The organism is Bacillus cereus group sp. MS39 (assembly GCF_040448665.1).
Classification (GTDB): domain Bacteria; phylum Bacillota; class Bacilli; order Bacillales; family Bacillaceae_G; genus Bacillus_A; species Bacillus_A wiedmannii.
Genome location: NZ_CP123058.1, coordinates 1,290,492 through 1,313,355 on the forward strand (window position 1 = coordinate 1,290,492; position 22,864 = coordinate 1,313,355).

The window sequence follows — 22,864 nt, forward strand, 5'->3', positions numbered from 1 at the left end:
CGGGGTAAAATGAGCACTTTCTTTGGGAGAGAAGAGAGTGTTATAATGTTTTTTATAACTGACTAGAGTAAGGTGACGAGAGATGGATAAACAATTACATACATTACGAAACATTGCAAATGAGCGCACGTGGGCATCATTTTTGAATGATAATCATCCATATAGTTTGTTACATTGGTCCATTGCAGGTGTAGGGCAAGAGGCAAAGGATGTTTGGTTACTTCAAGATGAAGTAACATTTCAAACGACAGAATTTCCAACGTTAGATGATGCAATGCAATGGATTTCTGTAAATATGGAACAAGTTACAGACGTTTTAGCGCAATAAAAAAACAGGCTTATGCAAGCCTGTTTTTTGTTTCTTTTACATATGAGTTTAAAAATTGATCAACGGCTGCTTCATACTCTTCTTTATTTTCGTTATAAGAGCAAGCGTGTGCACCGCGTTCTGCAATATAAAGTTGTTTATTGTTTTCTTTTGCTTCATATAGTGATTTCGTCATATCAGCTAAAATATAATCATCATCTTTACTATGAATAAAGAGGACGGGATTATTAATATTTTTTATACAATCGATTGGTGAAACTTCGCGAATCGTATAACCGTCACGTACTTTTAAAAAAGCATTTGCTAAAGGTAATAAAGGCCATTTAGGTAAATGGAATTCAACCTTTAAACGGTGTTGTAATTGCCCGTAGAAATCAGAAAAAGGACAATCTGCAATATAGAAATCAGCACCATCTTCTACAAGTCCTGCGTATTGAAGAAGTGTTGCAGCTCCCATAGATTCACCATGAATACCGAGTGTTATATTTGTTCCAAAGCGACTTTTTAGCCAGTCAACTACAGATTTTAAATCATGTTTTTCATAGTATCCATAGCTTGTTGTTTTTCCGCCAGTTTTACCATGACGACGATGATCATAAATAACGACATTATACCCTCTGTTTAAAAATAACCTTGCATATTTTACAGAGTTCATTTTATTTACAGTTACGCCGTGACAAAAAATCATAAACTTATTGGAATGACTAGCAGGAATGTAATATCCGTGAAGATCATATCCGAATTGCGAAGGAATATGAATTTCTTCTTTATGAAGAGCATCAAAATCCTCTAAACGAAAATGTTTTTTCGTTTCTCTTTCGAGTACTTCTTCCTCTGTTTTTTTCTTTAAGTACATCACTTTATTTGTAAAGAAAATCCCAAGGGCAGTTATCGCACCTAGTATAGTAAACAATGCTGCAAAAAAACGTTTCATACTTTACCTCATCCTCCAAATACCGTTACATGTGATACACTTACATTGTATCACAATGATAGAAAAGGGGAGAAATAGGAAATGGTGTATATACAAAAAATTACGCCAGCGATGAAAGAAACAATCCGAATGTTCATGTGTGAGAACTGGGGGAGTTCATTGATGGTTTCACGTGGTAAGGGGCATCAGTTAGAAGAGTTGCCAGGATTTGTTGCGCTCTCGGATGACAGAATAATCGGAATTATAACGTATGAAGTGACCGGAAATATGTGTGAAATTGTATCGTTAGATAGCTTTGAAGAAAGAAAAGGAATAGGGACGAAACTTGTAGATTGTGTATTACAAGTTGCAGAAGAAGAACGGTGCGGGCGGGTTTGGCTCATAACAACAAATGATAATATGAATGCGTTACGTTTTTACCAAAAACGTAATTTTATGATGACTAATTTATATGTGAATGCAGTGGAAGAGGCACGAAAAATAAAGAAAGAAATTCCGCGTATCGGATATGATAACATCCCAATTTTACATGAAATACAGTTGGAGTATCGTTTAATAAACTGATGTAACAATTTTCAGAAATATAAGTTATTAACCTTGACGAATATTGTAATTTAGGTTACCGTAAAATTGTAATCTATTACCATATTAAGGGGTGACGATGTGGCAACTATACGTGATGTTGCAAAATTGGCAGGTGTTTCAGTCGCAACCGTTTCACGAGTTATTAATGAAAAAGGATACGTTCATGAGGACACAGTAAAACAAGTAAAGGAAGCAATTGAGGAATTACGTTATAGGCCAAATAATGCAGCAAAGCCATTATTTAAAGAGAATTCAACGATAATTGCATTACTTGTAGATAATCTATATGATCCATCAAACATCACTTTGCTACATTGTATTGAGGAAATAGCATATAAAGAAGGATATCAAATCATTGTTTGTAATATAGAGAATAAAGATAGATACATACATATGTTGAAGGGAAATAACGTTGCAGGTGTTATTTTAACAAGATCCGTTTTTAAAAGTATAGGAGAAATTCCACTTCCGTTTGTTGTGATTGATGAAAAAAAATCCCATGCAAATTATTATGAAAGTGGACAAAGAACGGTTTCTTTATTAAAAGAAAAGGGCTGTCAATTTCTTGCTTATTTCGATGAGAGAGAAGATAGTGAAGAAATGGAAGAGCACATATCAGGATTTTTAGACGCTGTTTGGGAGGAAGGGATCTCTTATCGAGAAGTATGTGTACAAGGGTATACGAATAAACAGTTTATTACATTCTTGCAAACTTACCCGTATATAGATGGAATTGTAACTTCAAGTGAAAAGGTTACTTTTGAGTTAATTCAAGCAGCGAAAAATTTAAATATCCGTATACCGGATAAGTTGAAAATTATCGGACCGAACGGGAGCATAGACAGTGAATGGATAGGCCCATCACTCATGAAAATTGAAAGTTGCGCCGAAGAAAATGGGAAAATAGCTTTACAACAATTAAAAGAAAAAATAAAAAAGTAAAAGGTGCGTAAAAAACGCACCTTTTATAATGTAATTGCGGCAATAAATCCGAATATAAGTAACGGGATATTATAATGCAGAAAAGTTGGTACACATGTATCCCATATATGATGGTGTTGACCATCAGCATTTAAACCGGATGTTGGTCCAAGTGTACTATCTGATGCTGGTGATCCTGCATCGCCTAGTGCTCCGGCTGTACCGATAATTGCAATGGTGGCCATTGGACTAAATCCAAGCTGCATGCAAAGGGGGACAAAAATTGTTGTTAAAATAGGAATGGTTGAAAAGGATGAACCAATTCCCATCGTAACGAGAAGTCCAATCACAAGCATAAGAAATGCAGCGAGTGGTTTGTTATTTCCAATTATATGTGCACTCGTTTGCACAAGAGATTCAACATGTCCTGTTTTTCGAAGAACAGCGCCAAATCCAGCGGCTGCAATCATAACAAAACCGATAAAGGACATCATGCGCATTCCGCTTGTTAATATCGCATCTGCTTCTTTAAGAGGTAGACTACCACTTACTGATAAGACGATAATCCCCGCTAAAGCACCGAAAATCATTGATTCTGTTGCTAATTGAACAGTTAATGTGGCTATGATAGATAATAATCCGAAAGTAATGCTCCGTTTTGTATAGGGAACGATTTCATTTGCGGTAGTATGAACTTGTTCTGTTTCATACGTACGAGGTTTCCGGTACGTAATGAATACTGCTACACATAATCCAATAATCATACCAATTGCTGGAATAGTCATTGCTTTTGGAATAAGTGCGACATCAAATGTAAGACCACTTTGCGCAGCATTTGTTTGCAATACGTCATGATAAATTTTTCCAAATCCTGCTGGAATCCACATATAAGGAGTAATCAATCCGAATGTAATAATACATGTAACAAGTCGGCGATCCACTTTCAGCTCATTTAATACTTTTAAAAGTGCTGGAATTAAGATGGGGATGAAAGCGATATGAACAGGAATCACATTTTGTGAGAAACAAGCCATCGTTAAAATGATGAATAAAATAAGTATTTTAGAATAAACTTGTTTTTTCGTGTCTTGTTCATTGCCAATCCATTTTAGTGCAGTTTGAATCATGGCATCTGGAAGTCCTGTTTTGGAAAGGGAAATAGCGAAACCGCCAAGCATTGCATAACTTAAAGCGATTGGAGCACTGTTTCCAAGGCCAGTTGTAAAAGTGTTAATAGTTTCTGAAATACCGAGTCCACCGATAATTCCGCCTGTTAAAGCTCCAACAATGATGGCGACAATGACCTGGACACGTAACAAACTAAGCAATAGCATAACTGCTACTGCGACGAGTACAGCATTCATAATAAATGTAATCTCCCTAAAATTTTATTGTGCTAAGGCAAGTAAATATGAAGCACTTTGCTATATTTATACATAGTTGCGACATATTATTATAAATTGTTTTCTATGAAATGTAAAAGAGCCTTTTGTTACTAATGTTGAAAAGCTAGCTCTTGTTTAATTGATTGTAAAGAATTGGCGAATAATTCTGGTTCTTCTAAATCAGGAGAATGTGCTGAATTTGGGAACCAAATCATTTTTTTTATGGGGGCTTCTATCACATCACAATATTCCTGAACGAGAGCATAAGGAGTTTGATAATCATAGCGACCAGAACAAAAATAAACCGGAATAGATAAGCTTGAAATAGAAGAAAAGAAATCGATTGTCAACATTTCTTCCCATAAAACGCCAGATTTTAAATTTCCTGCGAGAAACTTGAACCAATCTAATAGCGTATATTCAGGGGAAAAGAAGCCTTTTCGTATGAAAGAAAAGGAAGATCCGTTTTGGATTGCTCCGCCGAATGTGCCAAGCCACTTTCTTTGAATAATAAGGCGTCTCGTATCTAAAAATGGTGGTTTGCCTAATTTCAAAAGGGACGCTAATGCTTTTTTATGATCATGTTTTTTTGCAGAACGAATTAAATGCTGATATAGCAATTCTTCGTTTTGTTTCATATGTACAATCTGCCCAATACCGATGTAAGCCTCGATATACTGTGGATATTGATGTGCTATGTTAAGCCCAATAATGCTTCCCCAAGAATGACCAGCGAGAAATAGTTTCTGTTTATTGAACTTTTTAAGTACATATTGAATCACTTCTTTTGCATCGGAAACGAATTGTTCGATTGTAAAATTTGCTCCGAAATCTTTCATTGAAAAGGATTTACCTGCCCCGCGCTGATCCCAATTAATAACGATGAAGTGTTTCTCCAATTCTTTTTGAAAATGACGAATAAATCCAATTTGTGCCATGCCAGGTCCGCCATGACAACATAATAAAATTGGCTGCTCTATGTTTTGCCCGCGCATAAGGAGAGTTTGTTTTCGATTATGAATTAAAACGCTTTCCATCGTAGCAATACTATTAGGAATGAGTTTTTTATTTTCATTATAAAACTGTGGTGTATAGCTACGAAAAAGCATATTGAAAACCTCCTTTTCTGAAATCGTATGAATCGCACAGGCTATTCGTTTTGCATATACTGTTAGAAAATCATTGTAACATACCATACTAGTGTCATTTCAACACGGGAGGAGGGAAATTGTGACGATTGGAGAAATTATAGATTGCTTAAATAGACGTGAATCCATCGCTATCATAGCAAAACGTCTTGAAATAAGCCCGTATACATTATCAAAGAAATTAAGATTGATCGGATATGAATATGATGGAGAACAGAAGAAACGTATTTTTGTAGGAGATGGAGAAGAACCGCGTCACTTACAACTCCAAGAAGCGACAGCCCTTCAATATGCGAAAACGGATTATCAATTATTAATTTATGAACAATTACAAAGCATTTATGAATTATTAAGCAAGAGAGAAGAAATAATCGCGCCAATTATGAGTATAAGTACAGAAAAAAAGAAACGTACTTTTTCTATTAATAAAGAAATATTAGCAAAACTAGACGTTATATCAGAATCGAAAGGAATTCAAAAATCTAAACTTGTAGAAGAGGCGTTACAACAATTTTTACAACAGTATGATTTTAACAAAACATCACATTTTGATAACTAAAGAAAAGGATACTATGTTCATTGTAAGAACGAGTATCCTTTTTAGGTTTTACTAATATTGTGGATTAAGTATAAGTGCGTATCCTTTACAATAAAAATCTGGATCGCATATTAGGGAAATACTTAATTTACCTTTTGAATTCTTCCATCAATAACTGGCTGAATTGGTTCTTTTAATTGTTTTACATAATCGACTAGCGCTTCAAAGTCGTTTGGACCAGTTTCTGAATTCTTCCCATTTTTAAATGATACGAATCCGTCACCGCCAGAAGCTAAGAAAGCATTAGCAACTAAGCTATACGTTTTAGATGGAGATAACTCTTCGCCATTTGTTAAGCGGATATTCGTAACCTTTTCACCGTTTGGTTTATTTGCATCCCACGTATATTGAATACCTGAAATTTGAAGCATTCTTGTTGTTCCTTTTTGCCATTGCTGATTTAAAATGTCACGAATATCTTGACCTGTTAAATCGACTTTAATCAATTGGTTTCCAAAAGGCTGAATGCCATATAATTCGCCCCAAGTAATATCGCCAGCATCTAAGTCATTACGAATGCCACCAGGATTCATAAGTGCGATTTGAGCTTGCATCGTTTGACGCTGTGCGTCGGCAATTATATTCCCAAGAGTAGATTCACCAGCATCATTTTGTTTTCGGTCGATAGGTGCTGTAGATTTTCCTACAACTTCATTTACAAGTGGTGCGATTTTTTCTTTATATTGATCTATTTTTTGTTTTACTTGTTTATCAGGTTCCACACCTTCATGATATGTTGTAATCACTTCAGCTTTTTTCTTTACAATATCTTTTGTTTTACGATCAATTGTTACATCTGCGTCTGAGAAAGCTGTTCCATAAGAGTTCGCTTGGACGATTAGTTTATTATTTACAGTACCATTTACATACGTGTGACTATGTCCACCGAAAATCACATCAACTTCTGGGTCTGTTTCATTTGCAATTCGAGTAAGGTCTCCATTTGTCACGCCAGACTCATCAGTTGTTCCGCCGACATGGGCAAGGACGACGATGGATTTAACACCAAGACGCTTTAATTGTTGCGCTGATTTATTAATTGCTTCTACTTCGTCAGTGATCTGTACATTTTTAAGCATAGTAGGCATCACGACATTTGGCGTATCAGTTGTAACAACGCCAATGAATCCTACAGGAACACCATCTACCATTTTTACAGTAAATGGTGGTAAAAATAAGCGACCAGTTGATTTGTTATAGAAGTTAGCAGCGACATAAGGGAAGTTAGCACCTTTGAAATTCCCTGTTTTCTCGTGATATCCACCGTAAATGAGGCGTTTCATTTCATCGATACCTTCATCAAATTCATGGTTTCCGATTGTACCAACATCGAATTTTAAGTCATTTAAAAATTCAATCGTTGGTTCATCTTGTAACAACGCTGAAACTGGTGGACTAGCTCCGACAATATCGCCAGCATGTACGAGAAGTGTATTAGGGTTTTGCTTTTTACGTTCTTTTAAATAAGTAGCTAAGTATTCAGCGCCACCAGCTTCTTTGTTATTAATTTTTTTAACAGTATCTAGTTGTCCATGAAAATCATTAATACCAAGCATTTGTACGTCTACGTAGCGGTTTTGTTCAGCTGGATTCTGGGATGGGGGAGCGGCAAATACGCTTGAAAAAGTAATGGTGCTTAAAACGGCAACAGCAGGAATGATTTTTTTCCACATAATTTAATTCTCCTTTTTTATAATCTGACATCATACGACATAATTTTAATAGATTCATAGGATTATATCTATATAAAAATTTAGTTTTTTCGAAAAATTAACATATTTACAAAAAGTGAATAATAGAGTAAAGAACCTTTTTTATTGTCGAGTTCATTGTGTATCTACTATAATGGAGGAAAAAGTAAAAGGTGAGTAGCATGAAGAAAAAGAAACAAAGACAAGTGCAAAGACAATCGCAAGTGAATAATCCAGAGAAAGAGTTGCTTACATTAGGCGATCAATTAAATGATTCACTCATGCAGCAATTAAAGAATAAAAAGAAAGAATTGCAAGTGAGAGAAGAAGAAAAAGAGGCAGCTGAACTGGAAAGAAAGCGCCAAGAACAAAAAGAACGTGAAAAGAATAAATCATTTGAAGAACTGTTAAGTGAAAGTAGCCTTACTTGGAAAGACTTTAAATAATATAAAAAATGATCAGTGCATACCGCTGATCATTTTTTTGACGAGCTTGTAAGAAAAGGGGAGTTTTAATGAGAAAAATTGTAGTCGTTCCGCATGAAAATCATTGGAATGAAAAATTTCAAATAGAGGCCGAACGATTAAAATCGGCGATGCCAGAAATAGTGAAAGTCCACCATATTGGAAGTACATCAGTGCCAGGACTGGCAGCTAAACCAATTATAGATATGATTATGGAAGTAGAGAGTATTGACAGAGTAGATCATTGGAATGAACGTTTTGAAGAGCTTGGTTATATCGTAAAAGGGGAAAATGGTATTTCAAGACGTCGTTATTTTATTCATGGAACGGAGGAAAAACGCTCGTATCACTTACACGTTTTTGAAAAAGGAAATCCTGAGATAATAAGGCATTTAGCGTTTCGTGATTATATGATGGCTCATTGTGAAGAAGCAGAGGCATATGCAACCTTAAAGAAAAAATTAGCCGAAAAGTATACATATGATGGCACGTTATATACGGAAGGAAAAAATGAGTTTGTGCGTAGTGTTGATGAAAAAGCGAAAGAATGGAGAGAAGGAAATATAAATAATTGAGTTAGCGTTTTAGTGTATAAAATTATTATGTAAACTGTACATATGTTTTGACTTTTTGGTTGAATCTTGTTGAAATAAAGTGGTGGCTTATAAAAAATGTAAGAATGAAAGGGAGACGACTGTGCACATTCCAACAACTACACTTCATAATGGCGTAAAAATGCCGATGATTGGTCTAGGCGTTTATAAAGCGAAAGAAGGCGACGAAGTAAAACAAGCAGTAAAAACAGCGTTAGAAGTTGGATACCGTTCGATTGATACAGCAACTGTATATGAAAATGAAAGCGGTGTCGGAGAAGCGGTTCGTGAATCAGGGATTCCGAGAGAAGATATATTTATTACAACAAAAGTTTGGAACGACGATCAAGGATACGAGGAAACACTTGAGGCGTTTGAAAAAAGCTTAAAGAAATTACAAATGGACTATGTAGATTTATATTTAATACATTGGCCAATAAGAGGGAAGTATGTTGATACGTACCGAGCGCTAGAAAAACTGTATGAAGAAGGTAAAGTGCGCGCGATTGGTGTTTCAAATTTTCATCAACATCATTTAGAACTGTTATTACCAAATTGTAAAGTGAAGCCGATGGTCAACCAAGTGGAACTTCATCCGATGTTAGCGCAATTTGAATTGCGTAATTTCTGTCAAGGTGAGCAAATTCAAATGGAAGCATGGAGCCCATTAATGAGAGGCGGGGAAGTATTTCAGCACCCGATTATTCAGGCCATTGCTACGAAATATGAAAAAACACCTGCGCAAGTTATATTAAGATGGGATATTCAGAGCGGGGTAGTGACGATTCCTAAATCTGTTACACCATCCCGTATTAAAGAGAATTTTACTATCTTTGATTTTTCACTAACAGAAGAAGAGATGACTCAAATTAATACGTTAAATCGTAATTTACATGTAGGAACGAATCCTGATAAATATGATACGCTATAAAAAGACGCTACCGGTATGGTAGCGTCTTTTTAACGATGTAAAGCGTAAGTATCACATTTAGAAATTTGCTGAAGTTGTATATATTCTGCTGTTGTTAACTTTTTTTGTTTACTAGCCTGTACATTTTCTTGCAATTGTTGAATAGAGCTTGCACCAGGTATAACAGCTGCAACAGTTTCGTTATGTAAGCAATATTGAATAGCTGTTCCTGTTAGAGAGCTTTCTCCGATTATTTCTTTTACATTCGCGAGTGTCGCATATAATTCATCGTAAGAATAAGAAAGATAATTCTTTTCTTTTACTCTTTCTATCTTTCTTGCATTATTATCAGTTAAAATTCCTTTTGCAAGTGGCCCACGAGCAATAATGCTAATTTGATGTTCACTTAGAAGTGGGAACCATTCTTCAGGGCGACGATTTAAAAGGCTATATTCCATTAGCACACTAACGATATTTGAACGTTTAGCATATTCACGGATAACATTTGGACGTATAGAAGAAATACCGTAATGGCGAATAATACCTTCTTTTTTTAATTCTTCAAAGGCTTCAATTGTTTCATCTATTGGATCTTCAATCGTCCCGCCGTGAAGTTGATAAAGATCAATATAATCAGTTTGAAGTCTACGTAAACTTTCTTTCACTTCAGCCTTTATGTAATTTTTAGAAGGATCCCAAGACCACTCGTTTTTTTCTTCTGTCCATCGATTTCCAACTTTTGTTGTAAGAACAATTTGGTCTCGTTTCCCTTTTAAGGCTTTTCCAACAAATTCTTCGTTTAATCCATAATCATATAAATCCGCTGTATCAAAAAAATTGATTCCTAAATCGATTGCTTCATCGATAATACGCATAGCTTCTGTTTCAGATGTACCGAGAGACATGCAGCCAAGGCCCATTTCTGTAACAAACAAATCTGAGTTTCCTAATTGACGTTTTTTCATAGGTCAACCTCCTTACCTTTATTGTACGAAAGGAAAAAGAGGTTGACAAACGTTTACTTTTTATTTGCTGTAATCCACTCTTGTACAGTTGTATACTCTTTGCCATATTGTTTTAGCTTATGGCGAATTTGCCACGCTTTTCCGACTAAAGTGACGCGATTTGGTAAAATATAAACTTTCATTTCTATCACGCTCCTTTCAATGTGGTAAAATGTATGAGGAAAGAATAGGAAATAGAACAGGGAGATGAAGTAGTATGAGTAATCTTGCAGAGAGAACAGTAAAAACTGAGCCAATTTTTGATGGTAGAGTTATAAAAGTTCGTGTTGATGATGTAGTATTACCAAATGGAGCAATGAGTAAACGTGAAATTGTAAATCACCCTGGTGCAGTTGCTATTATTGCTATTACTGATGAGGGGAAAATTGTGCTTGTTGAGCAGTATCGTAAAGCGCTTGAAAAGGCGATTATAGAAATTCCGGCTGGCAAGTTAGAACCTGGTGAAAAACCTGAGGTGACAGCAGTTCGTGAATTAGAAGAGGAAACAGGATATGTATGTGAAAATATGGAGCTTATTACTTCTTTCTATACATCTCCAGGATTTGCAGATGAAATTTTATATGTATATAAAGCGACAGGTTTGACGAAAAAAGAAAATAAAGCCGAGTTAGATGAAGATGAATTCGTGGAATTGATGGAAGTATCGTTAGAAGAAGCGATTATTCTTATGAAAGATCTTCGTATTCATGATGCGAAGACGATGTTTGCAGTACAATATTTACAACTACAAAAATAAACACTCGCCAAAGGCGAGTGTTTTTTAATTGATTTTTGCGTATACGCGTGCATCACGTAAGCTACCATCTGGTGCTATGAAATCATTTTCCATTGTACCTTCTAGAATAAATTCTAAACGTTCTGCTAGGTTACATGCATTTGCATTTGTTGCATCAGTACGAATTTCAATTCTTCTAGCACTTAGCTTATCAAAGGCAAATTGAATGGCACCTTTAATGGCTTCAGTCATATAGCCTTGTTTTGTATAAGCGCTATGCAGCCAGAAGTGAAGTGAAAACTTTGGAATATCCCAGTTTTCAGGCTTGAGCGTTATAGCTCCGATGAATGTACCAGATACTTTATCGTATAAGTGAAAATCAAGTGTTTCACGAAGTAAAAACTGCCCGTGAGCGTTACGAACGATTTCTTCAGCACTTTCTTCTGTTTCAGCGTTAATTGGCATCCACGGTACTAAGTCTTCTAGAGAAGCTTGGATTGCTTCATACACTTCTGCACCATCACCTGGAAATGGCTTACGAACTTGTAAGCGTTCAGTTTGAAATAATGTTGGAAAATCTAATAATAATGGTTTCAAGAGAAATCCCTCCTATTCTCTACTTTTTAGTTTAGCAAAGTAGAGCGGAATTTCAATGTTAATTCGTCATACTTTTTTCTTTCTTTCATACATTTTTAGTAAGAGTGTGAACGGAGGGAAGAAAAATGTGGAGAAAAACTTGGCAAGACCGTGTAATGTCTCACATACAGGAAAACTCTTCATTATATATATTTAACGCTGTTTTATTATTGATGGGAGTAATATTTGGGGCCATTCTTGTAAATAGTTTACAATTAAATCAAAAACAAGATTTATCATTTTATTTACAACGTTTTTTTGGACAAGTTTCTAAAGGAGAATTTGCTATTGCGAGCGAAATGTTTCGAGAAAGTTACTTTTCGCAATTAAAATACATTGGATTTATTTGGATTTTGGGGATTTCAATTATTGGATTGCCACTTATTTTTATTTTATTATTTGTAAAAGGAGTAGTTGTCGGATTTACAGTAGGTTTTTTAGTCAGTCAGCATGGATGGAATGGATTATTATTAGCATTCGTTTCTGTATTGCCACAAAACCTCATTATTATTCCAGTATTTCTCGTTATGACAACAATTGCCGCAAGCTTTTCCTTACGCATGATTAGGCATCAATTTATCAGGAAAATAACCGAGCCATTATTACCATTATTAATTCGTTATACATGCTTCTTTCTTGTAATTGGAGCGGTGTTAGCTCTTGCTTCTAGTGTAGAAGCTTATGCATCACCAGTTTTAATGAAAGAAGTCGTTGAGGCTATTAATAAACAATAAATACTTTTTGAGAATAATTATCAATTTGTTTTTATTGTTTTTCTTTTGACAGAAGCCCTTCTTCTGATATAATGGTGTAAGAGTGGCGAGGAGGGAGTAGTACCGAATGGAAGAAAGAATTGAACGAATTAAGAAGCAATTACATGCAGCGAGCTACAAATTAACACCGCAACGTGAAGCAACAGTTCGTGTGCTGCTAGAAAATGAAGAAGATCATTTAAGCGCAGAAGATGTTTACCTCCTTGTAAAAGAAAAGTCGCCAGAGATCGGATTAGCAACCGTCTATCGAACTTTAGAACTATTATCTGAGTTAAAAGTTGTCGATAAGATTAACTTCGGAGACGGTGTTTCACGCTATGACTTACGCCAAGAAGGTGCGCAGCGTTTTCACCATCATTTGATTTGTACACAATGTGGTGCTGTACAAGAAATACAAGAAGATTTACTTGGTGAAGTGGAAAGGAAAGTAGAACGTGACTGGAGCTTTAAGGTGAAAGATCATCGTTTAACATTCCATGGGATTTGTAAAAATTGTCAAGAAAATGAAACGGATGAAAAATAACCTTTTCCTATTTATCTAGGAAGAGGTTTTTTATTTGAATAAGGTATAAATTGGTGAAAGCTTGGCATATGTTGTAATAACTTATATTTTGGAGGAATTTACAATGCGCCGAGCTTTAAAATTAACTTTTGATGGGATAAAAGTATTTTTATTATTTACAAGTTGTACGATTTTGTTTTATTTCGCTATACTATGGATAAATGAAGAATATGAAAGTTATCATCGTTATGAAAAACCAAAAGAAGAGACTGTAGAAAAAGTATCAGGGAATGAAGAGCCGGCAAAGGATGCTTTCGTAAATAGAATGATGTTTTTCTATGAAAATGGGGAGTAGTGTAGATTGGAAGATCAATTAAAAGATTTTATTCATTATATGGTTGTCGAAAAAGGGCTAGCGAAAAATACAGTAGTATCTTATGAACGTGATTTAAAAAGTTATGTAAAGTATTTGCAAAATGTAGAACAGGCGAAAAGCTTTCATGAAGTGACACGCTTGCACATTGTTAATTTTCTGCAGCACTTAAAAGAAAACGGAAAATCTTCGAAAACATTAGCACGTCATATTGCATCGATTCGTTCGTTTCACCAATTCTTACTTCGTGAACGAGCGGTAGAGCACGACCCATCCGTACATATTGAAACGCCGCAAGGAGAACGGAAATTACCGAAAGTGCTATCAATCGATGAAGTAGAGGCGTTACTTCAGACGCCAAAAATGACGAGTGCTTTTGGGGTTCGTGACAAAGCGATGCTAGAGTTACTTTATGCAACAGGACTTCGTGTTTCGGAATTAATTGCCTTAAATTTAGAAGATGTACATTTAACGATGGGGTTTGTTCGTTGCATAGGGAAAGGGAATAAAGAAAGAATTATTCCACTAGGAAGTTTAGCGACGGAAGCGATTCAAAAGTATATTGAAAAGGGAAGAAGAGAATTGATGGGTAAAAAAGTGGTAGATGCACTCTTTTTAAACCATCATGGGAATCGATTATCAAGACAAGGATTTTGGAAAATTTTAAAACGATTGGCGAAAGAAGCAAATATTGAAAAAGAGCTTACACCACATACGTTGCGCCATTCTTTTGCTACGCATTTATTAGAAAATGGAGCAGACTTGCGTGCTGTGCAAGAAATGCTAGGACATGCAGATATTTCAACGACGCAAATTTATACGCATGTTTCAAAAGCTAGATTAAAAGATGTATATAAACAGTTTCATCCGAGAGCATAGTTACTATGCTCTTTTTTTCATAGATTCAAAAGGCTATAGTACTTCACAAAAACTTCACAAACATTTCGTACATTGTTTTCAGCAGAAGACTAGAATATTACAATGTATTTCCTCTATACTAAATAAGGTATGAAGGAGGAAATGATGATGAAAAAACTTATTATGACTTTATTTATCGCGATGCTAGCATTGGCTGGCTGTAATACAAACAAAGAAGAACCGAAAAAAGAACAGAAACTAGAAGCTGTAAAAGTAGCAGTTCAAACAAATCCGAAAGAAATTAAACCTGGTGAAAAAACAGAAGTACAAGCACTTGTTACACAAGGAAAAGAAAAAGTAACAGATGCTGATGATGTAAAGTTTGAAATTTGGAAAGCTGGCGACGAAAAGCACGAGATGTTAGATGGGAAGCATAAAGGAAAAGGTGTTTATGCAGTAGAGAAAACGTTCGAGACGGATGGAGTGTACCATATTATCGCTCACACAAATGCACGTGAAATGCATGTTATGCCAGAAGTAAAAGTGGCTGTAGGAAATGCGAAAGTAGAAGATGCGAAAAAAGAAAATAGTGATCACGGTGCAGGGCATGGCGATCATAAAAGCGATACAATGATCCATCTTATGGCTGGTGATATAAAAGCAAATGCTGAATCAACTATGAAAGTTCATTTAAAACAAAAAGAAGAAGCGTTAACTGGTGCTGAAGTACAACTTGAGATTTGGAAAGATGGTGTTGAAAAACACGAATTTATTCCAGCGAAAGAAGGAAATAAAGGAGAGTATGAAACGAAACATACTTTCAAAGAAAACGGTTCTTACAAAGTGAAAGTTCATGTTAAAAAAGGCGAACTACATGAACATAAAGAAGAAACAGTAGAAGTAAAATAAAAAGTAGCTCTTTAGAGCTGCTTTTTATTTTTATTCCGTAAACGTCCAATTGATGAGGGCTAATAATCAGTGGAGAAGAACTAAACTCCTGCTAATCAAAGTTTCACTTTATATGAAGAAATAAATCATAAAATAATTAGCACTTATTTGCATAATGGATTACAATAGAAGTGTGAAGAAAATGAGAAATTCTACGAAAATGTATTAAAAAGAAAGCGTAAACATGTTATGATATCAGTATCAGATGTCTGACATCTGACTTAGAAAAAACTAGAAATGTTTTTGAGTCGTTTCAAAGTAAACGAAATAGGTTAGAGAATCAATTAAAGAAGTACTGTTTGACAATGAGAACGAAAGAGAATTCTTATGGAGAACAGTTTCACTTTATAGCGTTTTGAACATACTACAAGAAGTAGAACTGAACTTATAGGAGGTCGCAGTTATGAATAAATATAAACGTATATTCCTAGTCGTAATGGACTCTGTAGGAATCGGCGAAGCACCGGATGCTGAGCAATTTGGTGATTTAGGTTCTGACACAATTGGTCACATTGCTGAACATATGAATGGATTACAAATGCCAAATATGGTGAAGTTAGGTCTTGGTAACATTCGTGAAATGAAAGGTATCTCTAAAGTAGAAAAACCGCTTGGATATTATACAAAAATGCAAGAGAAATCTACTGGTAAAGATACAATGACAGGACATTGGGAAATCATGGGTCTTTACATTGATACACCATTCCAAGTGTTCCCTGAAGGATTCCCAAAAGAATTACTTGATGAATTAGAAGAAAAAACAGGTCGTAAAATTATCGGTAATAAACCAGCTTCTGGAACTGAGATTCTTGATGAACTTGGTCAAGAACAAATGGAAACAGGTTCTTTAATCGTTTACACTTCTGCTGATAGCGTATTACAAATCGCAGCACACGAAGAAGTAGTGCCGCTTGATGAGTTATATAAAATTTGTAAAATTGCACGTGAATTAACGTTAGATGAGAAGTACATGGTAGGGCGCGTTATCGCTCGTCCATTCGTTGGTGAGCCTGGAAACTTTACACGTACACCAAACCGTCATGATTATGCATTAAAACCATTCGGCCGTACGGTAATGAATGAATTAAAAGATAGTGACTACGATGTTATTGCTATCGGTAAAATCTCTGACATATATGATGGTGAAGGTGTAACTGAGTCACTTCGTACGAAGTCTAATATGGATGGAATGGATAAGCTTGTAGATACATTAAACATGGACTTTACAGGTCTTAGCTTCTTGAACTTAGTTGACTTTGATGCATTATTTGGACATCGCCGTGATCCACAAGGATACGGAGAAGCTCTGCAAGAGTATGATGCTCGTCTTCCAGAAGTATTCGAAAAACTAAAAGAAGATGATTTATTATTAATTACAGCAGACCACGGTAATGATCCAGTTCACCACGGTACTGATCATACACGTGAATATGTACCGTTATTAGCATATAGCCCAAGCATGAAAGATGGCGGACAAGAATTATCAATTCGTCAAACATTTGCTGATATTGGTGCAACGGTAGCAGAAAACTTCGGCGTGAAAATGCCAGAACATGGAACAAGCTTCTTAAACGAGCTAAAGAAATAGGGGGATAAACAAATGAATCGTGAACTTATTACAAAATCAGCTTCATACTTAAAAGAGAAATTTCAAGAAACGCCACAAGTAGGACTAATCCTTGGATCTGGACTAGGTGTATTAGCAGATGAAATCGAGAACGCAGTAACAGTACCTTACAGTGAAATCCCTGAATTCCCAGTATCAACTGTAGAAGGTCATGCAGGTCAACTAGTATTCGGTACACTTCAAGGTGTAACAGTAGTAGCAATGCAAGGACGTTTCCACTTCTATGAAGGATACGACATGCAAAAAGTAACATTCCCAGTTCGTGTTATGAAAGAACTAGGTGTAGAAACAGTTGTTGTAACGAATGCAGCTGGTGGTGTAAATACATCATTTGAGCCAGGCGATCTTATGTTAATTTCAGACCACATTAACTTCATGGGTACAAATCCATTAATCGGACCGAATGATTCTGAAATGGGCGTACGTTTCCCTGATATGTCTACATCATATACGACAGAACTTCGTGAAATGGCGAAACAAGTTGCAGCGGACTTAAATATTAAAGTACAAGAAGGTGTATACGTTGGAATGACAGGTCCTGTATATGAAACACCTGCTGAAATTCGTATGCTTCGTACACTTGGCGGAGATGCAGTTGGTATGTCAACAGTACCTGAAGTAATTGTAGCGCGTCATGCTGGTATGAAAGTACTTGGTATTTCTTGTATTTCAAATATGGCAGCTGGTATTTTAGATCAGCCACTTCATCACGATGAAGTAATCGAAACGACAGAACGTGTTAAAGCTAACTTCTTAGCATTAGTAAAAGCAATCGTAAAACAAATGAAGGGGTGACCTCACAATGAGAATGGTGGACCTAATTGCAAAAAAACGTGACGGACATGCATTAACGACAGAAGAAATTAACTTTATTGTTGAAGGATATACGAATGGTGATATTCCTGATTACCAAGTAAGTTCACTTGCAATGGCAATTTTCTTCCAAGATATGAACGATCAAGAACGTGCTGATTTAACTATGGCAATGGTAAATAGCGGTGATACAATCGACTTATCAGCTATTGAAGGGATAAAAGTAGATAAGCACTCAACAGGTGGTGTTGGTGATACAACAACACTTGTGTTAGGTCCATTAGTAGCCGCTTTAGGTGTACCGGTTGCAAAAATGTCTGGACGTGGGTTAGGACATACTGGTGGTACAATTGATAAATTAGAAGCAGTTCCAGGATTCCATGTTGAAATCGAAAATGATGAATTCATGCGACTTGTAAATGAAAACAAAATCGCAGTTATTGGTCAAAGTGGAAACTTAACACCTGCGGATAAAAAGTTATATGCACTTCGTGATGTAACGGCAACAGTAAACTCAATTCCGCTTATTGCAAGTTCGATTATGAGTAAAAAAATTGCTGCTGGCGCAGATGCAATTGTTCTTGATGTAAAAACTGGAGCAGGTGCATTTATGAAAACAGATGAAGATGCAAAACGTTTAGCAGAAGCAATGGTGCGCATTGGTAATAACGTTGGTCGTAATACGATGGCTGTTATTTCTGATATGAGTCAACCACTTGGTGAGGCGATTGGTAACGCACTTGAAGTACAAGAAGCAATTGATACATTACAAGGTAAGGGGCCGAAAGATTTAGAAGAGTTATGTTTAACGCTTGGAAGTCAAATGGTATACCTTGCTGGACAAGCTTCATCTTTAGAAGATGCACGTGAGAAATTAATTGAAGTAATGAACAACGGTAAAGCGCTAGAATCATTTAAAACGTTCTTATCAGCGCAAGGCGGCGATGCTTCTGTTGTTGATGATCCTTCGAAATTACCACAAGCACAGTTTAAAATTGAAGTAGAAGCGAAGGAAGACGGTTATGTATCAGAAATCGTTGCAGACGAAATCGGAACAGCAGCAATGCTTTTAGGAGCAGGACGTGCGACGAAGGAATCTGAAATTGATTTAGCAGTTGGCTTAATGCTTCGCAAAAAAGTAGGGGACAGCGTGAAAAAAGGTGAATCCCTTGTTACAATTTACGCAAACCGTGAAAATGTGGAAGATGTAAAAGCAAAAATTTATGAGAACATGAAGATTGCTAACGAACATGTAGATGCACCAACATTAGTGCACGGCATCGTTACTGAATAATAAAAAAGGGCCAAGGAGTATTTCTCCTTGGCTTTTTTTGCTATTTTTTGTTTATAATAATAATGGGTGAAATTATGATTAGAATTTGTGCAATAACAAAAACAGATGAAGTATTATATGATGTTTCGCTAGAAGAAACAACGAAAGACCATATTGTATGGTATTGGCTAGATTTATATAAGCCAACGAAAGAAGAGTATACATACATTTTGCAAGATCATTTTAAGTTCCATCCCCTTGCAATTGAAGACTGTATAGAATATGTACAGAGGCCAAAAGTTGATTTTTATGATGGATATAACTTTTTAGTTCTTCATGCATTTGGTGAGGATGGATTAGAACCGCACGAGATCGATTTATTTATAAGTGATCGTTTTATTGTTTCTTTCCACTTTTCTCATAATAATGCAATCGAAAGAGTATGGAAAACACTTGGAGAAAAGAAGCGTATTAAAAATAGTCCTTTACACGTAGCGCATACCATTATCGACCAAATTGTGGACGACTATTTTGCGCCTGTATATTACATTGAGGATCATTTAAATGCCATTGATGATAATTTAACGGGTGAGACAGCAGGAAGTGTGCTAGAAGAAGTATTTGATATACGTGCAGATTTATCAAAACTAAGGCGTACAATCATTCCGATGCGTGATTTATTGTATCGTATTTTAAATTCGACTCGTTTTTACGGTATAAGTGATCATGAAATTTACTTTAAAGATATACATGATCATTTACTTAAACTGACAGAAATGATTGAGGCAAGCCGGGAGTTAACGGCAGATATTCGAGATAGCTATTTTTCATTAAACTCACATCATATGAATAACATTATGAAAACATTAACTGTATTCTCGACTATTTTCATGCCATTAACATTTATTGCGGGAGTATACGGAATGAACTTTACGCATATGCCAGAGCTTGGTGGACAATATAGTTATTTTATTTGTCTACTTCTAATGGCACTAATTGGCGGTGGCATGATGGCTTGGTTTTATAAAAAAGGATGGTTTAAGTAAAAAAACACCGAGGAAAATTCCTCGGTGTTTTTACTTAACCAATAGCATGTAATACAAACATGGCTAAGAATAAGCATGTAACGATATACATAGACGGTGCGACTTCTTTACGCTTTCCAAGAGCAACTTTTAAGATAGGATAAGCAATAAATCCGAACGCAATGCCATCAGCGATACTATATGTGAGCGGGATCATGACGATAATTAAGAACGCTGGAAATCCTTCTGAAAAATCGTTCAGAGGAATTTGCTGAATGCTTGTAATCATCAGGCCGCCAATAATAATTAAGATTGGTGCAATGGCACTATCAGGAATTAGTTTGACAAACGGAAGTGCAAACAGTGATGCAAAGAATAGCAACCCTGTAACGATAGACGTCAGACCTGTCTTTCCGCCTGCAGTAATACCTGCGGCACTCTCTACTGTTGATACGGTAGGGCTTGTGCCAAATAGACCACATGTCATTGCTGAAATTGCATTGGCTTGGTAAGCACGTGGGAATTTACGGTCATCTTCTAATAAACCGTGCAGAAGTCCCATGTTCTCAAAAATAAGCACCATGCTTAAGGAGAATGTTGCAATCCAAAACGGTAAGGAAGAAAGTTTGCCAAATGACATAGCTCCAAACACATCGCCGTAATTAGCGAATGAGAATGAACTATTTCCGATTTGACTTGTATCAACAAGACCAAATAGCCATGCAATACCAGTTCCTATTGCAATCGTCCATAAAAAGCTTCCACGTACGTTACGAATAAATAGTACAAGTGCAACGATAAGAGTAAGCACGGTCGCAAGAACGACAGGGTTACTTAATTTCCCCATTGCAACAGCAGTATTTGGATTCGAAACGACTAAACCACCTTTTTGCAATCCGATAAATGCTAAAAATAATCCGATACCGACAGTAATAGCTTCCTTTAATGATTTTGGAATCGATACTGAAAGCACGCGAGCGATTGGTGTAAACGCAGCAATTGCAAAAATAATACCAGAGATGAAGACAGCTGCTAATGCTTCCTGCCAAGTTAATCCGAGCGTATGCACAGCAGTGTACGTGAAGAATGCATTTACACCCATACCAGGGACAAGAATAGCAGGTGCATTTGCCCAAAATGCCATGAGCAGACATCCGATAAATGAACTGAAAACAGTTGCTAAAATTCCAGCTTCAAGAGGAATGCCAGCATCGGATAAAATGGATGCATTTACAATCATAATATATACGATCGTGAAAAATGACGTAACTCCAGCTAAAACTTCTTGTTTTGGTGATGTTTCGTGTAAACCTAATTTAAATGTTCTTTCAAGTATTCCTTTCATGTTAAACCTTCTTTTTCATATCCCTCTCCCACCCGTGATATCTCTTTCGTAAGAGCTCACCGTCCTTTATTATATCAGAACATCATGTTTTTACAACAAGGAAAATGATAACGTTTACTTATAAATGAAATTATTTATAAATACGTAAAAATCGCTCGTATTGTTGAAATGATTTCTAATTCTCCCGATTGAATGGGCGGAGCTGCTTGTGCATGTAAAGTAGCATAGGACGTCACTTCCCGTGGTAATTGGGCGGATTCTTCAACGAATGAGAGTGGAACAGGATTAATGTTTAAATTGTATGTACTCGCAATAGCACGAGCTTTTTCTACCGCTTGTTGCAGAGCTTGAATGAGAGCTTGCTCATAATATTTATTTGGATGAGATATCCGAAAACGTAAACCTTTTGCTAAGTTTGCTCCATTTGAAACGGCTATATCATATACTTCCCCTGCTTTTTGTACATTTAAAACGGTAATTTCATACAAATGTTCCACACGGTATCCTTGCAGTAATGCTTTATCATTTACATATTCGTACTGGGGCGTAATCGTATATGAAATGGTTTCTATATTTTGGTCGGCAATACCTAGTTGTTTTAGTGCATCTAATAATTGTTTTGATTGCACTGCATTCTCTTCTTGTGCCTGTTTTACATTTTTATGATCTGTACGAATACCAATCGTTAATATAACAACATTTGGTTTTGCTTTTACAACGCCTTCACCTTGCACCGTAATGGTAGCTTCTTTACCAGTATTAGCTGTACGTACGTTGTGTAAATAAGGATTCATTCCACCTTGCATCTTCCATCACCATCCTTATTTATATGTATATGTGTGAACAAAAAAGAAATTTGTATGAAAAAGTTACATAAATGAGAATGTTAAAGAAAGAAAGCATATACAATAAGGGTATTTATAGATTATAATATGTGTAAATATGATAAAAAAGGGACGAGGCTAGTGAACGAAAAAAGAGAAACACTGATTTTAGAGTTATCCGGATCATTTCGAAAGATGATACGTTTATTACAAAATGATATTAATACACGTTTTGCAGAACATATGCCATACAATGAATTTTCTGTATTACGCGCGTTATTTTTAAAGAGTCCACAGATGGCTTCGCAAATTGCGAGTGAAGTAAACGTAACCTCTAGTCATATTACAGCTGTTACTGATCGTCTCGTACGAAAAGGGTTTGTAGAAAGAAAGCGTTCAAATTCAGACCGTCGTATCGTGTACCTAGAAATTACAGAACATGGAAGAGAAGTAACTGAAAAACTTGAAGCTGTGCGTAAAGAATATTATAAAGAGAAATTTAAAGGTTGGAGCGACCAAGAAATCGAAATGGTGTTAGAGCTATTTGGCCGCGTATTATAATAAATGAGG

General features: G+C 36.0%; 27 protein-coding genes. 18 read left to right on the top strand and 9 right to left on the bottom strand.

All coding sequences use genetic code 11. The annotated features are described in order from the left end of the window. Nucleotides 1–82: 82 nt before the first annotated feature. On the top strand, nucleotides 83–328 hold the full coding sequence (locus QEP67_RS06810) for a DUF2552 family protein (protein WP_000360794.1): 246 nt from the start codon (nucleotides 83–85) through the stop codon (nucleotides 326–328). Between the two features lie 10 nt (nucleotides 329–338). Here QEP67_RS06810 and QEP67_RS06815 read toward each other — a convergent pair whose 3' ends face one another. Beyond that, nucleotides 339–1,262, bottom strand: coding sequence for an alpha/beta hydrolase (locus tag QEP67_RS06815; protein ID WP_000819239.1), 924 nt, complete (start codon nucleotides 1,260–1,262; stop codon nucleotides 339–341). 81 nt (nucleotides 1,263–1,343) lie between these two features. Between QEP67_RS06815 and QEP67_RS06820 the strand changes: the two genes are divergently transcribed. Together QEP67_RS06820 and QEP67_RS06825 are read left to right on the top strand one after the other, a co-directional pair. After that, nucleotides 1,344–1,826 carry a GNAT family N-acetyltransferase gene (locus QEP67_RS06820; protein WP_000262551.1) on the top strand — a complete coding sequence of 161 codons (483 nt, stop codon included), beginning with the start codon at nucleotides 1,344–1,346 and terminating at the stop codon, nucleotides 1,824–1,826. A 99-nt stretch (nucleotides 1,827–1,925) separates the two neighbouring features. Beyond that, nucleotides 1,926–2,789 carry a LacI family DNA-binding transcriptional regulator gene (locus tag QEP67_RS06825; protein WP_151035539.1) on the top strand — a complete coding sequence of 288 codons (864 nt, stop codon included), beginning with the start codon at nucleotides 1,926–1,928 and terminating at the stop codon, nucleotides 2,787–2,789. 23 nt (nucleotides 2,790–2,812) lie between these two features. Here the strand turns inward: QEP67_RS06825 and QEP67_RS06830 are convergent, their stop codons facing one another. Together QEP67_RS06830 and QEP67_RS06835 are read right to left on the bottom strand one after the other, a co-directional pair. Further along, nucleotides 2,813–4,132 (bottom strand): Na+/H+ antiporter family protein, encoded by a 1,320-nt coding sequence (locus tag QEP67_RS06830; RefSeq protein ID WP_000994830.1) that lies wholly within the window; start codon nucleotides 4,130–4,132, stop codon nucleotides 2,813–2,815. A 131-nt stretch (nucleotides 4,133–4,263) separates the two neighbouring features. Continuing rightward, nucleotides 4,264–5,262 (bottom strand): alpha/beta hydrolase, encoded by a 999-nt coding sequence (locus QEP67_RS06835; protein ID WP_000898963.1) that lies wholly within the window; start codon nucleotides 5,260–5,262, stop codon nucleotides 4,264–4,266. A gap of 121 nt (nucleotides 5,263–5,383) precedes the next feature. Here QEP67_RS06835 and QEP67_RS06840 point away from each other — a divergent pair, with 121 nt between their 5' ends. Then, on the top strand, nucleotides 5,384–5,860 hold the full coding sequence (locus QEP67_RS06840; protein ID WP_000151917.1) for a ribbon-helix-helix domain-containing protein: 477 nt from the start codon (nucleotides 5,384–5,386) through the stop codon (nucleotides 5,858–5,860). Nucleotides 5,861–5,982: 122 nt separating this feature from the next. On the opposite strand, the gene QEP67_RS06845 is transcribed toward QEP67_RS06840, so the two are convergent. Beyond that, entirely contained in the window at nucleotides 5,983–7,572 is a 1,590-nt protein-coding gene (locus tag QEP67_RS06845; RefSeq protein WP_353706548.1) for a 5'-nucleotidase C-terminal domain-containing protein, read from the bottom strand. A gap of 200 nt (nucleotides 7,573–7,772) precedes the next feature. Between QEP67_RS06845 and QEP67_RS06850 the strand changes: the two genes are divergently transcribed. The 3 genes from QEP67_RS06850 (at nucleotide 7,773) to QEP67_RS06860 (ending at nucleotide 9,578) form a co-directional block, all read left to right on the top strand. Continuing rightward, on the top strand, nucleotides 7,773–8,036 hold the full coding sequence (locus tag QEP67_RS06850; protein ID WP_000727569.1) for a YqkE family protein: 264 nt from the start codon (nucleotides 7,773–7,775) through the stop codon (nucleotides 8,034–8,036). Between the two features lie 68 nt (nucleotides 8,037–8,104). After that, nucleotides 8,105–8,629 (top strand): GrpB family protein, encoded by a 525-nt coding sequence (locus QEP67_RS06855; protein ID WP_151035538.1) that lies wholly within the window; start codon nucleotides 8,105–8,107, stop codon nucleotides 8,627–8,629. A gap of 121 nt (nucleotides 8,630–8,750) precedes the next feature. Next, nucleotides 8,751–9,578: an aldo/keto reductase gene (locus QEP67_RS06860; protein ID WP_151035537.1), complete on the top strand. Its 828-nt coding sequence runs from the start codon at nucleotides 8,751–8,753 to the stop codon at nucleotides 9,576–9,578. Nucleotides 9,579–9,607: 29 nt separating this feature from the next. On the opposite strand, the gene lolS is transcribed toward QEP67_RS06860, so the two are convergent. Then, a complete protein-coding gene (gene lolS / locus QEP67_RS06865) occupies nucleotides 9,608–10,522 on the bottom strand; it encodes an aldo/keto reductase (RefSeq protein ID WP_151035536.1) in 915 nt (304 codons plus the stop codon). Nucleotides 10,523–10,575: 53 nt separating this feature from the next. Then, a complete protein-coding gene (mciZ, locus tag QEP67_RS06870) occupies nucleotides 10,576–10,704 on the bottom strand; it encodes a Z-ring formation inhibitor MciZ (protein ID WP_000870295.1) in 129 nt (42 codons plus the stop codon). 74 nt (nucleotides 10,705–10,778) lie between these two features. On the opposite strand from mciZ, the gene QEP67_RS06875 reads away from it, so the two are divergent. Further along, nucleotides 10,779–11,318 (top strand): NUDIX hydrolase, encoded by a 540-nt coding sequence (locus QEP67_RS06875; protein WP_000067040.1) that lies wholly within the window; start codon nucleotides 10,779–10,781, stop codon nucleotides 11,316–11,318. A 24-nt stretch (nucleotides 11,319–11,342) separates the two neighbouring features. Here QEP67_RS06875 and QEP67_RS06880 read toward each other — a convergent pair whose 3' ends face one another. Beyond that, nucleotides 11,343–11,894: a GNAT family N-acetyltransferase gene (locus QEP67_RS06880; protein ID WP_000803489.1), complete on the bottom strand. Its 552-nt coding sequence runs from the start codon at nucleotides 11,892–11,894 to the stop codon at nucleotides 11,343–11,345. 155 nt (nucleotides 11,895–12,049) lie between these two features. On the opposite strand from QEP67_RS06880, the gene spoIIM reads away from it, so the two are divergent. From spoIIM to corA, 9 genes are all read left to right on the top strand, one after another. Further along, on the top strand, nucleotides 12,050–12,667 hold the full coding sequence (gene spoIIM / locus QEP67_RS06885; protein ID WP_226544967.1) for a stage II sporulation protein M: 618 nt from the start codon (nucleotides 12,050–12,052) through the stop codon (nucleotides 12,665–12,667). Between the two features lie 106 nt (nucleotides 12,668–12,773). Next, nucleotides 12,774–13,229, top strand: coding sequence for a Fur family transcriptional regulator (locus QEP67_RS06890; protein ID WP_000392657.1), 456 nt, complete (start codon nucleotides 12,774–12,776; stop codon nucleotides 13,227–13,229). Nucleotides 13,230–13,332: 103 nt separating this feature from the next. After that, a complete protein-coding gene (locus tag QEP67_RS06895; protein WP_001250432.1) occupies nucleotides 13,333–13,563 on the top strand; it encodes a YqzK family protein in 231 nt (76 codons plus the stop codon). Between the two features lie 6 nt (nucleotides 13,564–13,569). After that, on the top strand, nucleotides 13,570–14,460 hold the full coding sequence (gene xerD / locus QEP67_RS06900; RefSeq protein ID WP_000390083.1) for a site-specific tyrosine recombinase XerD: 891 nt from the start codon (nucleotides 13,570–13,572) through the stop codon (nucleotides 14,458–14,460). 144 nt (nucleotides 14,461–14,604) lie between these two features. After that, nucleotides 14,605–15,348 carry a FixH family protein gene (locus QEP67_RS06905; protein WP_002107764.1) on the top strand — a complete coding sequence of 248 codons (744 nt, stop codon included), beginning with the start codon at nucleotides 14,605–14,607 and terminating at the stop codon, nucleotides 15,346–15,348. A 442-nt stretch (nucleotides 15,349–15,790) separates the two neighbouring features. After that, nucleotides 15,791–16,975, top strand: a complete 1,185-nt coding sequence (deoB, locus tag QEP67_RS06910; protein WP_064472669.1) for a phosphopentomutase — start codon at nucleotides 15,791–15,793, stop codon at nucleotides 16,973–16,975. Nucleotides 16,976–16,987: 12 nt separating this feature from the next. Beyond that, entirely contained in the window at nucleotides 16,988–17,809 is an 822-nt protein-coding gene (locus QEP67_RS06915) for a purine-nucleoside phosphorylase (protein ID WP_001078444.1), read from the top strand. A 7-nt stretch (nucleotides 17,810–17,816) separates the two neighbouring features. Further along, nucleotides 17,817–19,121 carry a pyrimidine-nucleoside phosphorylase gene (locus QEP67_RS06920; protein ID WP_001243064.1) on the top strand — a complete coding sequence of 435 codons (1,305 nt, stop codon included), beginning with the start codon at nucleotides 17,817–17,819 and terminating at the stop codon, nucleotides 19,119–19,121. Between the two features lie 62 nt (nucleotides 19,122–19,183). Beyond that, nucleotides 19,184–20,146 carry a magnesium/cobalt transporter CorA gene (corA, locus tag QEP67_RS06925; RefSeq protein WP_002008459.1) on the top strand — a complete coding sequence of 321 codons (963 nt, stop codon included), beginning with the start codon at nucleotides 19,184–19,186 and terminating at the stop codon, nucleotides 20,144–20,146. Between the two features lie 34 nt (nucleotides 20,147–20,180). Here corA and QEP67_RS06930 read toward each other — a convergent pair whose 3' ends face one another. Further along, nucleotides 20,181–21,470: an NCS2 family permease gene (locus tag QEP67_RS06930; protein WP_000676233.1), complete on the bottom strand. Its 1,290-nt coding sequence runs from the start codon at nucleotides 21,468–21,470 to the stop codon at nucleotides 20,181–20,183. Between the two features lie 134 nt (nucleotides 21,471–21,604). Beyond that, nucleotides 21,605–22,276: an SIMPL domain-containing protein gene (locus tag QEP67_RS06935; protein ID WP_001161445.1), complete on the bottom strand. Its 672-nt coding sequence runs from the start codon at nucleotides 22,274–22,276 to the stop codon at nucleotides 21,605–21,607. 159 nt (nucleotides 22,277–22,435) lie between these two features. On the opposite strand from QEP67_RS06935, the gene QEP67_RS06940 reads away from it, so the two are divergent. Beyond that, nucleotides 22,436–22,855, top strand: a complete 420-nt coding sequence (locus QEP67_RS06940; RefSeq protein WP_001003308.1) for a MarR family transcriptional regulator — start codon at nucleotides 22,436–22,438, stop codon at nucleotides 22,853–22,855. Nucleotides 22,856–22,864 lie beyond the last annotated feature (9 nt).

Excerpts from the sequence above, each read along its gene's own strand:
- QEP67_RS06810 (WP_000360794.1), top strand. The coding sequence starts at position 83 with ATGGATAAACAATTACATACATTACGAAACATTGCAAATGAGCGCACG.
- QEP67_RS06815 (WP_000819239.1), bottom strand. The coding sequence starts at position 1,262 with ATGAAACGTTTTTTTGCAGCATTGTTTACTATACTAGGTGCGATAACT.
- QEP67_RS06820 (WP_000262551.1), top strand. The coding sequence starts at position 1,344 with ATGGTGTATATACAAAAAATTACGCCAGCGATGAAAGAAACAATCCGA.
- QEP67_RS06830 (WP_000994830.1), bottom strand. The coding sequence starts at position 4,132 with ATGAATGCTGTACTCGTCGCAGTAGCAGTTATGCTATTGCTTAGTTTG.
- QEP67_RS06835 (WP_000898963.1), bottom strand. The coding sequence starts at position 5,262 with ATGCTTTTTCGTAGCTATACACCACAGTTTTATAATGAAAATAAAAAA.
- QEP67_RS06845 (WP_353706548.1), bottom strand. The coding sequence starts at position 7,572 with ATGTGGAAAAAAATCATTCCTGCTGTTGCCGTTTTAAGCACCATTACT.
- QEP67_RS06850 (WP_000727569.1), top strand. The coding sequence starts at position 7,773 with ATGAAGAAAAAGAAACAAAGACAAGTGCAAAGACAATCGCAAGTGAAT.
- QEP67_RS06855 (WP_151035538.1), top strand. The coding sequence starts at position 8,105 with ATGAGAAAAATTGTAGTCGTTCCGCATGAAAATCATTGGAATGAAAAA.
- lolS (WP_151035536.1), bottom strand. The coding sequence starts at position 10,522 with ATGAAAAAACGTCAATTAGGAAACTCAGATTTGTTTGTTACAGAAATG.
- mciZ (WP_000870295.1), bottom strand. The coding sequence starts at position 10,704 with ATGAAAGTTTATATTTTACCAAATCGCGTCACTTTAGTCGGAAAAGCG.
- QEP67_RS06875 (WP_000067040.1), top strand. The coding sequence starts at position 10,779 with ATGAGTAATCTTGCAGAGAGAACAGTAAAAACTGAGCCAATTTTTGAT.
- spoIIM (WP_226544967.1), top strand. The coding sequence starts at position 12,050 with ATGTCTCACATACAGGAAAACTCTTCATTATATATATTTAACGCTGTT.
- QEP67_RS06890 (WP_000392657.1), top strand. The coding sequence starts at position 12,774 with ATGGAAGAAAGAATTGAACGAATTAAGAAGCAATTACATGCAGCGAGC.
- QEP67_RS06895 (WP_001250432.1), top strand. The coding sequence starts at position 13,333 with ATGCGCCGAGCTTTAAAATTAACTTTTGATGGGATAAAAGTATTTTTA.
- QEP67_RS06905 (WP_002107764.1), top strand. The coding sequence starts at position 14,605 with ATGATGAAAAAACTTATTATGACTTTATTTATCGCGATGCTAGCATTG.
- deoB (WP_064472669.1), top strand. The coding sequence starts at position 15,791 with ATGAATAAATATAAACGTATATTCCTAGTCGTAATGGACTCTGTAGGA.
- QEP67_RS06915 (WP_001078444.1), top strand. The coding sequence starts at position 16,988 with ATGAATCGTGAACTTATTACAAAATCAGCTTCATACTTAAAAGAGAAA.
- QEP67_RS06920 (WP_001243064.1), top strand. The coding sequence starts at position 17,817 with ATGAGAATGGTGGACCTAATTGCAAAAAAACGTGACGGACATGCATTA.
- corA (WP_002008459.1), top strand. The coding sequence starts at position 19,184 with ATGGGTGAAATTATGATTAGAATTTGTGCAATAACAAAAACAGATGAA.
- QEP67_RS06930 (WP_000676233.1), bottom strand. The coding sequence starts at position 21,470 with ATGAAAGGAATACTTGAAAGAACATTTAAATTAGGTTTACACGAAACA.
- QEP67_RS06935 (WP_001161445.1), bottom strand. The coding sequence starts at position 22,276 with ATGCAAGGTGGAATGAATCCTTATTTACACAACGTACGTACAGCTAAT.